The sequence below is a fragment of the Altererythrobacter sp. genome, from assembly GCF_050299635.1.
GTDB lineage: Bacteria > Pseudomonadota > Alphaproteobacteria > Sphingomonadales > Sphingomonadaceae > Erythrobacter.
In genome coordinates this window covers 126690-139709 of the sequence record NZ_JBNKWF010000005.1, presented here as the reverse complement: position 1 = coordinate 139709, position 13020 = coordinate 126690, and the positions used below count along the sequence as shown (strand labels likewise).

At 60.9% G+C, this 13020-nt stretch carries 15 protein-coding genes and 1 tRNA gene; 2 read left to right on the top strand and 14 right to left on the bottom strand.

Translation table 11 applies throughout. The features are described from left to right. Nucleotides 1-96: 96 nt before the first annotated feature. The 9 genes from ACQY6C_RS04190 to ACQY6C_RS04150 form a co-directional block, all read right to left on the bottom strand. Complete coding sequence (locus ACQY6C_RS04190) at nt 97-738, bottom strand: tetratricopeptide repeat protein (protein ID WP_427965142.1); 642 nt, start codon at nt 736-738, stop codon at nt 97-99. Further along, the gene (locus ACQY6C_RS04185; protein WP_427965139.1) at nt 735-1163 is read right to left on the bottom strand and encodes a cytochrome c-type biogenesis protein; all 429 of its coding nucleotides are present in this window, start codon (nt 1161-1163) and stop codon (nt 735-737) included. The genes ACQY6C_RS04190 and ACQY6C_RS04185 overlap by 4 nt, the downstream gene beginning before the upstream one ends. Then, nucleotides 1160-1690 (bottom strand): DsbE family thiol:disulfide interchange protein, encoded by a 531-nt coding sequence (locus ACQY6C_RS04180; protein WP_427965136.1) that lies wholly within the window; start codon nt 1688-1690, stop codon nt 1160-1162. The genes ACQY6C_RS04185 and ACQY6C_RS04180 overlap by 4 nt, the downstream gene beginning before the upstream one ends. Next, nucleotides 1687-3645 (bottom strand): heme lyase CcmF/NrfE family subunit, encoded by a 1959-nt coding sequence (locus ACQY6C_RS04175; protein ID WP_427965133.1) that lies wholly within the window; start codon nt 3643-3645, stop codon nt 1687-1689. The genes ACQY6C_RS04180 and ACQY6C_RS04175 overlap by 4 nt, the downstream gene beginning before the upstream one ends. Before the next feature lie 13 nt (nt 3646-3658). Further along, nucleotides 3659-4132 (bottom strand): cytochrome c maturation protein CcmE, encoded by a 474-nt coding sequence (ccmE, locus tag ACQY6C_RS04170; RefSeq protein ID WP_427965130.1) that lies wholly within the window; start codon nt 4130-4132, stop codon nt 3659-3661. Continuing rightward, complete coding sequence (locus ACQY6C_RS04165) at nt 4129-4272, bottom strand: hypothetical protein (protein ID WP_427965127.1); 144 nt, start codon at nt 4270-4272, stop codon at nt 4129-4131. Before ACQY6C_RS04165 ends, ccmE begins: the two co-directional genes overlap by 4 nt. Further along, on the bottom strand, nt 4269-4991 hold the full coding sequence (gene ccmC / locus ACQY6C_RS04160; RefSeq protein WP_427965124.1) for a heme ABC transporter permease CcmC: 723 nt from the start codon (nt 4989-4991) through the stop codon (nt 4269-4271). The genes ACQY6C_RS04165 and ccmC overlap by 4 nt, the downstream gene beginning before the upstream one ends. Nucleotides 4992-5062: 71 nt before the next feature. Next, nucleotides 5063-6130 carry a Leu/Phe/Val dehydrogenase gene (locus ACQY6C_RS04155; protein WP_427965121.1) on the bottom strand — a complete coding sequence of 356 codons (1068 nt, stop codon included), beginning with the start codon at nt 6128-6130 and terminating at the stop codon, nt 5063-5065. A 51-nt stretch (nt 6131-6181) separates the two neighbouring features. Then, nucleotides 6182-6258, bottom strand: a tRNA-His gene (locus tag ACQY6C_RS04150). 202 nt (nt 6259-6460) lie between these two features. Here ACQY6C_RS04150 and ACQY6C_RS04145 point away from each other — a divergent pair. Both ACQY6C_RS04145 and ACQY6C_RS04140 read left to right on the top strand, forming a co-directional pair. Continuing rightward, complete coding sequence (locus ACQY6C_RS04145; protein ID WP_427965118.1) at nt 6461-7096, top strand: prolyl hydroxylase family protein; 636 nt, start codon at nt 6461-6463, stop codon at nt 7094-7096. After that, complete coding sequence (locus ACQY6C_RS04140; RefSeq protein ID WP_427965116.1) at nt 7096-7410, top strand: TraR/DksA family transcriptional regulator; 315 nt, start codon at nt 7096-7098, stop codon at nt 7408-7410. The genes ACQY6C_RS04145 and ACQY6C_RS04140 overlap by 1 nt, the downstream gene beginning before the upstream one ends. Before the next feature lie 95 nt (nt 7411-7505). On the opposite strand, the gene rpmE is transcribed toward ACQY6C_RS04140, so the two are convergent. The 5 genes from rpmE to rseP form a co-directional block, all read right to left on the bottom strand. Next, complete coding sequence (gene rpmE, locus ACQY6C_RS04135) at nt 7506-7730, bottom strand: 50S ribosomal protein L31 (RefSeq protein WP_427965113.1); 225 nt, start codon at nt 7728-7730, stop codon at nt 7506-7508. 95 nt (nt 7731-7825) lie between these two features. Then, the gene (gene fabZ / locus ACQY6C_RS04130; RefSeq protein ID WP_427965110.1) at nt 7826-8290 is read right to left on the bottom strand and encodes a 3-hydroxyacyl-ACP dehydratase FabZ; all 465 of its coding nucleotides are present in this window, start codon (nt 8288-8290) and stop codon (nt 7826-7828) included. Nucleotides 8291-8326: 36 nt separating this feature from the next. Beyond that, entirely contained in the window at nt 8327-9016 is a 690-nt protein-coding gene (locus ACQY6C_RS04125) for an OmpH family outer membrane protein (protein WP_427965107.1), read from the bottom strand. Next, nucleotides 9016-11730, bottom strand: coding sequence for an outer membrane protein assembly factor BamA (gene bamA, locus ACQY6C_RS04120; protein ID WP_427965104.1), 2715 nt, complete (start codon nt 11728-11730; stop codon nt 9016-9018). Before bamA ends, ACQY6C_RS04125 begins: the two co-directional genes overlap by 1 nt. Before the next feature lie 171 nt (nt 11731-11901). Beyond that, entirely contained in the window at nt 11902-12996 is a 1095-nt protein-coding gene (gene rseP / locus ACQY6C_RS04115; RefSeq protein WP_427965101.1) for an RIP metalloprotease RseP, read from the bottom strand. Nucleotides 12997-13020: the final 24 nt, after the last annotated feature.

The following is a 13020-nucleotide window of genomic DNA, read 5'->3' as shown; positions in this document are numbered from 1 at the left end:
CTTCTAAGTTTCCTGACCCGAAACGCGGGCTAGGCCCAAGCAAACCTTACAAGGCGGCGGCGCTTAGCACCGGCTGTTCGCGCCTGCAACACGTGCTTACTGCACCGTGCCGGACTGCATTTGGCCGATCAACTGGTCGAGTCGTTCGATCCGCTGCTCGAGTTCCTCCCGCCAGGGAGCATCCTGCGGCGATTCGGCCAGCAATTCACTCCATACAGCGCGTGCCTGCCCCGGCTGACCAGATCGCAAGAAGGAAACACCCAGAAAATAGGCGGGGCCGGGATTGCCACGGAGAGTTTCTTCTGCCCGAACGAAAGCGAACAACGAGGCTGGCGTGACTCGCCCTTCGGCATGTTCGACCAGCGCAATGGCAAGCGCCAGCCATGCCTCGCCATGCGAAGGGTTGTCCGCCAGGCCCGAGCGCAGGATTCCGGCCGCATCGGCAAACTGGCCTCGGCGCGCAAATCCATCTGCAAGCGTCAGATAGCCAGGGAGAGGGACGGAGGGATCGAACAGCGCGCGGCGCGCTTCCACCACGGCCTCACCCGATTCTGCGGAATCCTGCGCCGCTGCCTTGGGCGCCGAGGGAAGCCCCGGCGAGCCTTGCAGCGCATATCCCGCCAATCCGAACATCAGCACCGCGCCAAACAATGTCCAGCTCCGGCGAGGCAAGCGCAGCATGAAGGCCGCGAACAGGAAAGCAATTCCCGCAAGCAAGAGGATCGGAAGCCAGATCATTGCCCGCTACCTCCCTTGCGACCGATACGTCGCCACAGCACCAGCGCAGCAACGAGGAGCAGGATCACAGGCACCACGAAAAGCGGCCAGGTCGTGCTGCTCACCTTGGGCTCATAGCTGACGTAATCGCCATAGCGCTCGATCAGCCAGGCCCGAATCGCCTCCGGGTCTTCACCGGCGGCAATGCGCGTGCGGACCTGGTGCCGCATGTCGCCCGCCATCGAGGCATCGCTGTCGGCAATCGACTGGCTCTGGCACTTGAGGCAGCGCAGTGTCTGCATCAGCGCATGCGCCTTCGCCTCCAGCGCCGGATCGTCGAGCTGGCGATAGGCATAGGGTGCGGGCGGCATGTCCTGCTGTGCTGCAAGCGGAATTGCCAGCGGCAATGCAACCAAAGCTGCGATCAGGGCCAGCAGCGCCCTCATTGCGCTACCTCCTGCAGTTTACCGATCAGCATGGGCACATCGCTCTCGCGGACATCGCCCAAATGCTGGTACCGGATCACGCCCTCGCCATCGATGACAAAGGTTTCCGGTACGCCCGAGGAACCGATTTCGATCTGGAGTTCAGAAAGGTCGTCTGCCCCGATGCGGCTGTAGGGATTGCCATAGCTGGCGAGGAAACGCGCCACATCCTCGGGTTTGTCGCGGATCGCAACGCCAACAACTTCAACACCTTGCTTCTTCAACTCGCCGAGCTGGCGTGCCTCTGCGATGCATGGCAGGCACCAGCTAGCCCAGATATTGAGGAGCTTGGGCTTTCCGTCCTTGAAATCGGCCAGCGAGACACCCGGCCGGTCTGCACTCGCGGCACGCAATTCGAATTCTGGCAGCGGTTTGCCGATCATTGTCGAATGGACGAACTCATCCTTCGGTTGCGTCAACTGATATGCCGCCAACCCCACGAAGAAGAGGAACAGCATCAGGGGAAGCCATACTTTCCAGCGCATCATGCGGCCTCCAATGTTTCCCGGTCGGCGCGGCGCTCATCCCCTCGCCGGATAATCTCGCGCCGCCTGAGGTCCGCCATCAATCGACCGATGATGGCCAACACGCCGCCCAGCCCTACCAGCAATCCGCCGTACCAGATGAAAGTCACGAATGGCTTCCACCACAAGCGAAGTTGCCAGCGCCCATCCTGCGCCTGATTGCCCAGAACAACATAGAGCTGCCCGTCCATCCGGGTGAGGAGCGCACTTTCGGTCGTCTGCTGTGGTGGCGCCCAGAAGCTGCGTGCCTGCGGATCGAGCTCTACCGGCGTGCTGGAACCACGCTGTGCAATCAGACGGCCTTCGAGCGCGGTCCAGTTCGGCCCTGCAACCGGGGAGACGCCGGCAAGCGTAACCTGCCAGTCACCGACTTGCGCCGCTTCGCCCGGCGCAACCGCAACAAGCCGCTCCTTTGTAAAGGCACTCTCGCTCGCCATGCCGAACAGGGCGACGGCGATCCCGAAATGAGCGATCACCATTCCCCAGGTCGCGACAGGCACACGGGTCAGCTTGCGCCCGGCCAATGGCCAGAAACTTGCCACACCCAGGCCGATCGCAATCGCCAGGCCCAGCAGCGGGAGGACCTGTCCGACGCCGAATATGCCCGCAATCACGGCTACGGTTACGATCAGCGCGGTCACGACGGCGACCGGCAGCTTGATCTGGCCCCAGCTATCGCCGCGCCAGCGCAGCAAGGGCCCCACGGTCATTACCAGCAGCATGGGGATGACGAAAACTGCGCTTGCGGGATTGAAGTAAGGCGGCCCTACTGAAACGCGCACGCCGAAAGCCTCGGTCAGCAGCGGATAAAGCGTCCCCAGCAGGACGATACCCAAGGTCGCGCTGAGCATGACATTGTTGAATACCAATGCCCCTTCACGGCTCAGCAGAGCGAAACGCTGGCCTTCGCTCACTGTGCTGGCGCGCAGTGCGAAAACCAGCAGCGCTCCGCCGATATAGAGCGCCAGCAGCGCGAGAATGAATGTGCCGCGCTCTGGATCGACGGCAAAGGCGTGAACGCTTGTGAGAATGCCCGAACGCACCAGGAAGGTGCCGACCATGCTCATGGAGAAAGCCACCACGCCCAGCATGATCGTCCATGTCCGCAATGCGTCGCGTGCCGCCAGAACGCTGGCCGAGTGGAGCAATGCCGTCGCCGCCAGCCAGGGCATTAGCGAGGCGTTTTCGACCGGATCCCAGAACCACCAGCCGCCCCAGCCAAGCTCGTAATAGGCCCAATAGGAACCAGCCGTGATGCCGACTGTCAGGAACACCCATGCGCCCAGAATCCACGGTCGCATCACGCGGGCAAATTCCGGTGTGACCTGGCGGGTCAGCAGCGCGCCGACTGCAAAGCTGAATGCCACCGATAGTCCGACATAGCCGAAATAGAGCGTTGGCGGATGGAAGGCCAAGCCGATGTCCTGCAGCAGTGGATTGAGCCCCAGCCCCTCTGCAGCAGGTACGCTCAACCGCTCGAACGGGTTCGAACTGAACAGCAGGAAGGCGTAGAAACCCAGCGCTACAAAACCTTGAGAAGCCAGCGTCGCCTGCATGGTCTTTTCCGGCAACCGCCGCTCGACCAACCCGATCAACCCGCCCGCAACCGCCATCACTGTGACCCACAGCAGCATCGAGCCTTCGTGATTGCCCCACGCGCCCGCCAACTTGAAGATCAGCGGCTTCATCGAATGCGAATTGCTGGCGACCAGCTTGATCGAGAGATCGGTCACCGCAAATGCCCACAGCAGCATTACGAAGGCGAAGGCCGCAAGCAGTCCCTGAAGAACAGCAGCCGGACGAACCAGCGAGGCAAGCTCTCCGCCATCCTCGCGCTGGGCCAGCGCACCGCCGATAAGCTGCAGAGTGGCGAGCGCCGCCGCCATCCAGAGAGCCGCAAGGCCAAGTTCGGCGATCATTGGCAGCGACCCGTCACTTCAGGCCCACTGTCGTCTCTTCGGCCATTTTCGCTGCCTGGTGCCCATCCATGTCCTGCAACTCGCGCGGAACATAATTCTCGTCATGCTTGGCGAGCAGATTGGTAGCGACAAAGGTTCCGTCAGGCCCAAGGCTGCCTTCCGCGACTACGCCCGAACCTTCGACGAAGAGATCGGGCACGATCCCGCTGAAACGTACCGGAACGCGCGCGTCCTTCTGGTCGGTCACAACAAAACCGATGGTAACGCCGTCGGGCATGGTCTCGATTGATCCCTGCGCCACCATGCCGCCCAGCCGCACCGGCTGTCCCAGCTCTGGCGGATCGGCGATCAATTGGTCGGGCAGGTAGAAATAGCTCGCCTGGTTACGCAGCGACCACGCCGCCATCAGGCCGGCGCCAATCAGCGCCATCAGTGCAATCACGATCAGGATCAGCCGCTGATGCTTGGGCTTGAGAGTCTTGCTCATCGGCGTTTCACCTCGTCACGACGCTTCTCCGCGCGCTTCATTGCGATCCAGCTCCATGCAGCCATCGCAAGTGTCCCGCCCACGCCGACCACATAGGCAGCGATCACGAAGTTCCACTGGTCGAGCGTTTCGTAGTTCACGCGGCCTCCATTGCTCTGCGCCGCAAGCGCGCTTCGGCCTGGAAATCGGCCAGCAGTGTGCGCATCCGCGCCAGCACCACTCCTGCAAAGAGTAACGAGAAGCCGACCGTTCCGATCAGCAATGGCACCAGGAACTCTGTATCGATTGCGCTCTTGCCCATGGTGATGCTTGGCGGCTGATGCAGCGAATTCCACCACACGACGGAACGATTGATGATCGGGATGTTGATCGCGCCGACGAGTCCGAAAATCGCCGGAATGCGCGAAGAAGCCCCGTCACGTGCCGCAGCCTGCGACAGCGCGATATAGCCTGCATAGAGGAACAGCAGCACCAACATGCTGGTCAGCCGCCCGTCCCATACCCACCAAGTGCCCCAGGTGGGCCGCCCCCAGATAGAGCCGGTCGCAAGACAGATCGCGGTGAAGACCATGCCGGGCACCGCCGATGCGCGTGCGGCAATTGCCGCCAGCGGATGCTTCCACACCAGGAAAACCAGGCTCGAGATGGCAATCGCGGTCCAGCCGCCCATACCCAGCCATGCCGTCGGCACGTGCAGGAACAGGATTCGCACCGTTTCGCCCATCAGGCGATCCGGCGAAACTTCCAGCAAGCCCCAGGCCAGCGCACCGCCAGCGATCACGAGCCCGCTGACGAGCAGGAGCGGTGTCAGCCATTTGGCGAGCGACAGGAAGCGGGTTGGGTTGGCGTAGCCGTGCATGAGAATATCGTGGAGAGGCTTTTACAGTGCCCCTCGCCCCCCGCAAGACCGCATTTGGTCCAATTGCGGAGCTATCCGCGCCCAATCAGCTCTTGCGCCATGCGATCGGCCACCACGTCAGGCGAAAGCCCGCTCGTATCCGATTCCTGCCAGATCTGTTCGAGACGGCCCGGAATCTGCGCAATCCGCTTGCGCACTTCGTTGATGTCGCAGGGCTCGCCATGCTGGCGGCAGAGATATTCCATCGTCACGCTGATGATTCCGCCAGCGTTTATGACGTAGTCCGGCGCGTAAAGAATGCCGCGTTCGGCCAGCATCTCACCGTGATGTGCCCGCGCGAGCTGGTTGTTCGCCCCGCCCGCGACAATCGGCGTTTCGAGACGCGCGATGCCTTCATCGTCGAGGATTGCACCGAGAGCATTGGGGCTGAACACATCGCAGGACACGCTCATGATAACGTCGGCGGGAACCGCTTCTCCACCCAGTTCGGCGGCCAGCGCCTCAGCCCGGTCATGATGAATATCCGCAAGCGTCAGCTTCGCGCCGTCCTTGGCGAGCAAGCGCGCGACACCGCCGCCAACGCTGCCCACGCCTTGGAGCGCCACGTGAACCCCATCGACGCTGTCTTTGCCCAGCTTGTGTTTTACCGCTGCCTTGATGCCCAGGAATATCCCCATCGACGTGAACGGACCGGGATCGCCACCCGCAGCGCCCTCACCTTCGGCCGGCAGGCCAGAGACATGCGCGGTTCGCTCCGCAACTGCGACCATATCGGCTTCGCTGATCCCGACATCTTCCGCCGTGACATAACGGCCGCCCAGCGCCTCGACTGCGTCGCCGAATGCAGCGAGCATTTCGGGAGTCTTGGTGCGATTCTCGTCCGCCAGGATTACTGCCTTGCCGCCGCCCATCGGCAGTCCGGCCATGGCGTTCTTGTAGCTCATGCCGCGGCTGAGGCGCAGCGCATCGCGCATCGCGCCTGCCGGGTCGGCATAGTGCCAGAAACGGGTGCCCCCTGCTCCGGGCCCCAAGTGACTCGAATGGATCGCAATAATGGCAGTCAGGCCGCTCTTTGGATCGCGCACGAACTGCACCAGCTCGTGGTCGTCATAATCCGCTTCGGTCCAGAATGCCGGCATTGTCGATTCCCTTCATGGCCGCGGCCTGAAGGCAGGACAGGAAGGGGAAGATGGGGCGATCGACGGGATCCGAACCCGCGACCTCCGGTACCACAAACCGGCGCTCTAACCAACTGAGCTACGATCGCCACATGCCCCGGCCTGCTGTCATGCCGATGCCGCGCAAGCGGGGCTGATACGCGCCTTGGCGCACCCGTCAAGGGCAGCCGCAGCGGGGGCGAGCCTGTTGCACAAGAGACAGAGTTTGGGAAGCGAAAACTGCGCACTCACATAGCAAACGCAATAATATTTCACGCTTGCCGGAAGCGCCATTGGGCCTATCGTATCCGAATGGGTCGACATGGCGAATCCAGTGCCGATCATCTGCTCGCTCACGGCGGGGTGCAGCGCGTGCCCAGCGCGAAGATCGAACTGTTTCAGATTCGCGAATTTCTGGAGCCCGGCCTGCGCCATGAACTGGTTGCGCTGATCGATGCCAACCGCCGCCCGTCGACCATAGCCGACGACAATGGCGATCACTATTTCCGCACTAGCGAGACCTGCGACCTGGACGCCGACGAACCGGCTGTGCGGCAGCTTGAGGCCTTGCTGCTACGGCTCGGTGGGATCGATCCTGCCTATGGCGAACCGATCCAGGGCCAGCGATATGATGTAGGGCAGGAGTTCAAGGCCCACACCGACTATTTCGCGCCCGATGGAGCGGACTTCCAGAAGTTCTGTTCCGTTGCGGGTCAGCGCACCTGGACTTTCATGATCTATCTCAATGATGTGGATGCCGGAGGTGCTACAAGGTTCAAGGTGATCAACAAGACCTTCAAACCCGAAGCCGGAAAGCTGGTATGCTGGAACAACCGAAGGCCGGACGGGAGCGTCAACCCGAACACGCTCCACCACGGAATGAAGGTGCGCAAGGGCGTGAAATATGTGATTACCAAGTGGTATCGAGAGAAGGAGTGGGGCTGGTAATGAGCAACTACACTGATCTGGCAGAAAAGCTGCGCGCTCGTTTGGACGGATTGCTCGAACGGGCGGAGGTAATCGAAGACGATTTGCGCCATCCGCTCGATGCAGATTGGGAAGAGCAGGCGGCGGACCTGGCTGACGACGAATCGTTGGAGGGTATTGACGAGGTCCTGCGCGAAGAGATCCAGCAGATCCGGCTCGCCTTGCTGCGGATCGAGAACGGAACCTATGGCACCTGCGCCGTGTGCGGCGACGAGATTGCGCGTGCGCGGCTGGAAGCGCGCCCTATCGCAACCCGCTGCATCAAATGTGCGTGAATCTCTGCCGATAAGGCAGCGCAACAAGAAAGGGCGGCCCCGTCGGACCGCCCTTCCCTTCGCGGTCTTGCGACCGCTTAGCCTGTAAAGCCGACTTACTTCTTGAGAGACAGCCCGCCGAAACGCTTGTTGAACGCAGCCACGCGGCCACCTTCCTGAATCTGCTGGCGACCACCAGTCCAGGCCGGGTGGCTGGTCGGGTCGATATCGAGCGTCATCGTGTCGCCTTCGCTGCCCCAGGTGGAGCGCGTCTGGAATTCGGTACCATCGGTCATCTTGACCGTGATCATGTGATATTCGGGATGCCCTTCGGCTTTCATGTTTCGTGTCCTTGCTAGCCTGCGCCCGGTTCCGACCGGACATGCTGTCTGCGGGAAAGCGGCGCGCTTAGAGGCGCCGCGCAATAATTGCAACCTTATTCCGGCGGATCGGCGATCATCGCCGTGAACTCGCATTCGCTGGTGGTCTTGCCCTCGACGCTCGCCTTGCCCTTGAATTTGTAAACCCGGCTGCGCTTCTGGATGAACTCGACTTCCAGATCGAGCAGGCAGCCCGGCGTCACCGGCGAACGGAACTTTGCGTTGTCGATACCCATGAAGAACACCAGCTTGCCCGTTCCGGCCAGCTCCAGCGTCTCGATGCCCAGGATCGCCGCAGCCTGTGCCATCGCTTCGATCTGCAGCACGCCGGGCATGATCGGAGCGCCCGGGAAATGCCCCTGGAAGAACTCCTCATTCATGGTCACGGCTTTCACCGCATGAATGCGCTCACCCAGTTCGATCGACTTGACTCGGTCGACCAGCAATAACGGGTACCTGTGAGGCAGGGCCTTGAGTATCTTGTGAATATCGTAAGCACTGCTTGCGCTCTCGCCACTCATGGCCCTGTCCCCCGATATGTGTCCCGTCCGGCGCGCTTAGCGGCCGGTCGGTGCCTGCGGATTCTGCTGCTGCGCCGCCTGCTGTTGCTGCTGCGCCTGGATCGCCTGTGCAGTCAGTAGCGCCTGTTGAATCTGCTGGAACATCGCAACCGAATTGCGGTTCGGCTGCCAGCCCTGCGGCGGCACGATCTGCACGCTGGGTACCTTTGCATTGAGCGAGGTTGCTACGAGCTGCGTAATGTTGGCTTGCTGCGGCGCATAGACGACTGCCTCGGGAGCGACCACGAACTGGATCTGGCGCTGCGTCACGACTTCCTGAAGTGCAGGAGAATACTGGCGCAGGATCTGCTCGATCGCATAGATGCGCGCGCTGTCGACCTGGTTGGAGAGCTGCCCCACTTCCTGTTCGATCTGCGCGATCCGCTGTGCCTGACTGCTGTTCTGCGCGGCCGTTTGCTCCGCTTCATCCAGTTCATTGTCATTGTTGGTGTCGAGCTGCTTGAGCAGGGTCTGGCGCTCTTCGCTGCGCTGACGGATGGTGTCGAGCTGTGACTTATAGGTGGTGCCAATCTGCTGATAGGCAGTCTGAAATGCAGTGGTGTTGATGATCACGCCCGGCGCATTGACGGTTGCAATATTGCCCTGAACCTGAGCGGAAACCGGCGTAGCCAGAGCGGCTGCGGTCGCGAGGCTCGCAGCAACGAGCGATGTCTTGAAAAGTTTCATTAGAATTGAGTTCCTACGTTGAAGGAGAATTTCTTGGTATCGTCACCAGGCTCTTTCTTAAGCACGTGAGCAAAATCGATCCTGAACGGACCGAAGGGCGAGTTCCAGTTCACCCCGATACCGATTGAGATGCGTGGCGCGGCCGAATCGCCAAGGAAGACTTCGCGGAAGGCCGTGCCCTGGCGTATCTGTGCAGTGTTCACCTCACCGTCGGGATCGATCGGATCGGTGGTAGATACAAACGTCGGATTGCCATTGCCGTCGAGAATGACATCGCCATTCGCGTCCCGCTCGCGGGTAGAATACAACAGATTGCCATCGGCGTCGCGCAGCTGGATTCCGTTGGGATTATCCAGCAGCTGGGGCCTGGTCACGGCGAAGAGTGCGCCAGCATCGACGAAGATTGAAGGTCGCAGGCCCATTTCGCGGGCACCCGAGCCTAGCGGAATTTCGAGCTCTGCCCGGCCCAGGTAATAGGCTCGACCGCCCAGCGCATCGTCCTGAACCCGCTTGCGATCGGTAATCGGGACCCGGTTGCCATCGTCATCGGTTATGTAGGGCTGGCGCAGGATGCGCGGCCCGATACCGCGAATGTCGAAACCGCGAATCTGCGGTTCGCCGAGGAAGAATCGGTCCGTCAGCCGAACATTGTCCACGAAGGGGTTGTTGTTGCTTTCAAGCGAGTTGATCGCGCCGCCTTCCGCCGACACCGAGAAGATAAAGCCGCTGCCCATCGGGAAATACTGCGCAGCCTTGCCGCGAACCCGGACATATTTGACTGACCCGCCAAGCCCGGCGAACTCAACCCCGAAGGTTACGTTCTGTCCGCGCGTCGGTCGCAAGCGGCTGTCGAGCGTGTTGAAGGCAAAATTGAGCCCAAGGATCGAACTGGTCCGCTTGCCGATCGCTTCGCACAGATAGCGTCCTGCAATGATCGGGTCGCAAGTCGCGATCCCGTCGCCATCGAAATCCGAGAAATAGGTCGCCTGGTCCAGGCTGATATCGTCGAAATTCAGCGTGTAACTGCCAATCATCGAGAGATATTCGGTCAGCGGCACGCCTGCACGCAACGAGAAGCCGGTGGTGGACTGCTCGTAAAGGTTGCGACGGTTTCTCTGGAACCGATTGAAGCTGTTGTAATCACGCCGATAGATGTCGAGCCCGGCCGAGATATTGCGATCGAACACATAGGGTTCGGTGAAGCTGATCGATGCCGCACGCGAATAGCGCGAGTAGTTGAGGCTCAGGCCGACTGTCTGGCCACGCCCGCGGAAATTGCGCTGGCGGATCGAAGCCGCAAGGATGAAGCTTTCAAGCGAAGAGAAACCGGCAGAGAGCTGCAATTCGCCGGTCGGCTGCTCTTCCACATTCGCTTCCAAGACGATCCGGTCCGGCTGCGAGCCTTCGGTCTGTTCGACCTCGAAGTTTTCCTGGAAGTAACCCAGCGAATTGATGCGCGCTGTAGTGCGCTTGACCTGCAAGGAATTGAACGCGTCACCCTCGCCGATACGGAACTCGCGCCGGATCACCTTGTCCTGGGTTAGCGTGTTGCCGTTGACATCGACCCGTTCAACATAAACGCGCGGAGCCTGACGAAGGACGAAATTGACGTCCATCGTAAGGTCTTCCTTGCTGCGGCTGAATTGCGGCTGCACGTCGGCAAAGGCATAGCCGAAGGTACCGGCCAGTTCGGTAATCTGCTCAACCGTGTCCTCGACCTGCTTGGCGTTGTACCAGTCGCCTTCCTTCATCGGCAGGTTCTGCCTCATCCGCTCGCTATCGAAATCGCGGAGCTGGCTTTCGACTGCGACATCGCCAAATTTGTAGCGCTCACCCTCTTCAACAACATAGGTGATGATGAAATCGCGCTTGTCCGGCGTCAGCTCGGCAACGGCCGAGACAACGCGGAAATCGGCATAGCCTTCCGTCAGGTAGAATTGACGCAGCTTCTGCTGGTCGAAGGCCAGGCGGTCAGGATCGTAACTGGTGTTGGAGCTGAAGAAACGAGTGAGGCGGGCCTGCTTGGTCACCATCTCGCTGCGAAGTTCGCCATCGGAGAACTCCTCATTGCCGATGATGTTGATCTGGCGAACCTTGGATTTCGGCCCCTCGGTGATCTCGAACACGATATCGACGCGGTTTTGCGCCAGCTGCACCATCTTGGGTTCGACCGTGGCGGCAAAGCGGCCCTGGCGCTTGTACAGCTCAATGATACGGGCAACATCCGCGCGCACCTTGGAACGCGTAAAGATCTGGCGCGGCGAAAGCTTGATCTCTGGCAGGATCTTGTCGTTCTTGATCCGCTTGTTGCCTTCCAGCACGATGCGGTTGATCACCGGGTTCTCGGTGACGGAAATCACGACGTTCCCGCCATCGTTGCGGATCGAGAAGTTGGAGAACAGCTCGGTTGCGCCGAGATCCTTCAGCGCCTGGTCGGCCGCGACGGAGGTGTATTCGTCACCCACGCGCAGACGGATGTAGCTGAGGATTGTTTGCGGCTCGAGCCGTTCGGCCCCTGCCACGGAAATCGAGCGGATAGTGCTGTCTACCGGAGCTGGCTGAGGAGCGGGTTCGCTGGCCTCTTCGTCAGGCGAAGCGTCCTGCGCCAAGACCGGCGCGGGCAAGCCGGCCAGCATGGTCCCACACAGCAGTGCAACTGCCAACCGGCCAGCGGGTTTCGCGAAAGCCTCGCCCGCCTTGATCTGTCCACTCATCTTTGCCGTGTTCCCGTCCAAACTCTCATACCAAACGCGCCGCATCTGCATGCCGACACTCGCGGGCCCGAAACCACGGGGCACGACGCGTCAGCCGCCTGTGCCCGATGGCGCGGAGGCAATCAAGCGGCACGGGCCGCCAATCGCCGCTCCAGGGGTTCCTTTCCCCGATTAACCTCCGAAAATCGGAAGCGACACGAGGTCATTCACCGTGACGACCACCATCAGCATAAGCACAAGAGCAACGCCGGTGCGAAACGCCCATTCCATACTGTTCGGGCCGACCGGCTTACGGCGGACTGCCTCTGCCGCGTAGAATGCCAGGTGCCCGCCGTCGAGCGCCGGGATTGGCAAGAGGTTGATGAATGCCAAGTTAATTGAGATCAGCGCCGCAAAACTCACGAAGGCTTCCGGGCCCAGGCTCAATTGTTCACCCGAGTATTTGGCGATCTTGAGCGGGCCACCCAATTCCCTTACCGAACGGTCGCCGGTCAGTATCTGCCCGATACCCGTGACCATCATTTTCACAAGGCCCCAGCTCTGGTCGAAGGCGAGCGTGACGGATTCCACAGCGCCGACCGGGACGATCGTCGGTTCCCCCGAATAGACGCCCAGACGCCCCACACGCGACTGATTGCCGAATTGGTCGGTCTCCATGCTCTCGCCAATCGTGACGGGAAGGGTTTGTGACTTGCCGTCGCGCTCGAAACGGATCTGGATGGTCTTGCCGGGATACATTAGCACTTGGGGTCCGATGTCGCTGAAATCCGTGGTTTCGATCCCGTCGATTGCAATGATCCGGTCACCCACCTTCATGCCGGCATCACGCGCTGCGGACACTTCGGCAAAGCGCGCTACCGAATTGTTCGCCTCAAGCTTGCCGTAAGCGAGGTTGAATGATGCGAAGATGGCTACGGTGATCAGGATATTTGTGGCAGGACCAGCGAAGACGATCAGCGCACGCTGCCATAACGGCTTGCAATGGAAACTATGCTCGCGCTCCTCAGAGCTCGCTTGCGCAATCGCCTCTGCATCCGGAATGCTGGCCGGGTTCATGTCGCCCTGAAACTGGACATAGCCACCGAGCGGGATCGCCGCGATGCGCCAGCGCGTGCCGCGCCTGTCGGTCCACCCGGTCAATTCCTTGCCGAAACCGATCGAAAAGGCGTCGGCTTTGACGCCAAACCAGCGCCCAACGAGGTAATGCCCCAGCTCATGCAGGGTCACCAATGGTCCCAGCACCAGCAAGAAGCCGACGATCCACATCCATATTGGTGGAGATTCAAACAA

What these genes read in the sequence shown, in the direction of transcription:
- ACQY6C_RS04155 (WP_427965121.1), bottom strand. Translation starts at nt 6,130, where the DNA reads ATGCCGGCATTCTGGACCGAAGCGGATTATGACGACCACGAGCTGGTG.
- fabZ (WP_427965110.1), bottom strand. Translation starts at nt 8,290, where the DNA reads ATGAGTGGCGAGAGCGCAAGCAGTGCTTACGATATTCACAAGATACTC.
- ACQY6C_RS04125 (WP_427965107.1), bottom strand. Translation starts at nt 9,016, where the DNA reads ATGAAACTTTTCAAGACATCGCTCGTTGCTGCGAGCCTCGCGACCGCA.
- ACQY6C_RS04190 (WP_427965142.1), bottom strand. Translation starts at nt 738, where the DNA reads ATGATCTGGCTTCCGATCCTCTTGCTTGCGGGAATTGCTTTCCTGTTC.
- ccmE (WP_427965130.1), bottom strand. Translation starts at nt 4,132, where the DNA reads ATGAGCAAGACTCTCAAGCCCAAGCATCAGCGGCTGATCCTGATCGTG.
- ACQY6C_RS04145 (WP_427965118.1), top strand. Translation starts at nt 6,461, where the DNA reads ATGGGTCGACATGGCGAATCCAGTGCCGATCATCTGCTCGCTCACGGC.
- rseP (WP_427965101.1), bottom strand. Translation starts at nt 12,996, where the DNA reads ATGTGGATCGTCGGCTTCTTGCTGGTGCTGGGACCATTGGTGACCCTG.
- ACQY6C_RS04140 (WP_427965116.1), top strand. Translation starts at nt 7,096, where the DNA reads ATGAGCAACTACACTGATCTGGCAGAAAAGCTGCGCGCTCGTTTGGAC.
- bamA (WP_427965104.1), bottom strand. Translation starts at nt 11,730, where the DNA reads ATGAGTGGACAGATCAAGGCGGGCGAGGCTTTCGCGAAACCCGCTGGC.
- ACQY6C_RS04180 (WP_427965136.1), bottom strand. Translation starts at nt 1,690, where the DNA reads ATGATGCGCTGGAAAGTATGGCTTCCCCTGATGCTGTTCCTCTTCTTC.
- ccmC (WP_427965124.1), bottom strand. Translation starts at nt 4,991, where the DNA reads ATGCACGGCTACGCCAACCCAACCCGCTTCCTGTCGCTCGCCAAATGG.
- rpmE (WP_427965113.1), bottom strand. Translation starts at nt 7,730, where the DNA reads ATGAAAGCCGAAGGGCATCCCGAATATCACATGATCACGGTCAAGATG.
- ACQY6C_RS04185 (WP_427965139.1), bottom strand. Translation starts at nt 1,163, where the DNA reads ATGAGGGCGCTGCTGGCCCTGATCGCAGCTTTGGTTGCATTGCCGCTG.
- ACQY6C_RS04175 (WP_427965133.1), bottom strand. Translation starts at nt 3,645, where the DNA reads ATGATCGCCGAACTTGGCCTTGCGGCTCTCTGGATGGCGGCGGCGCTC.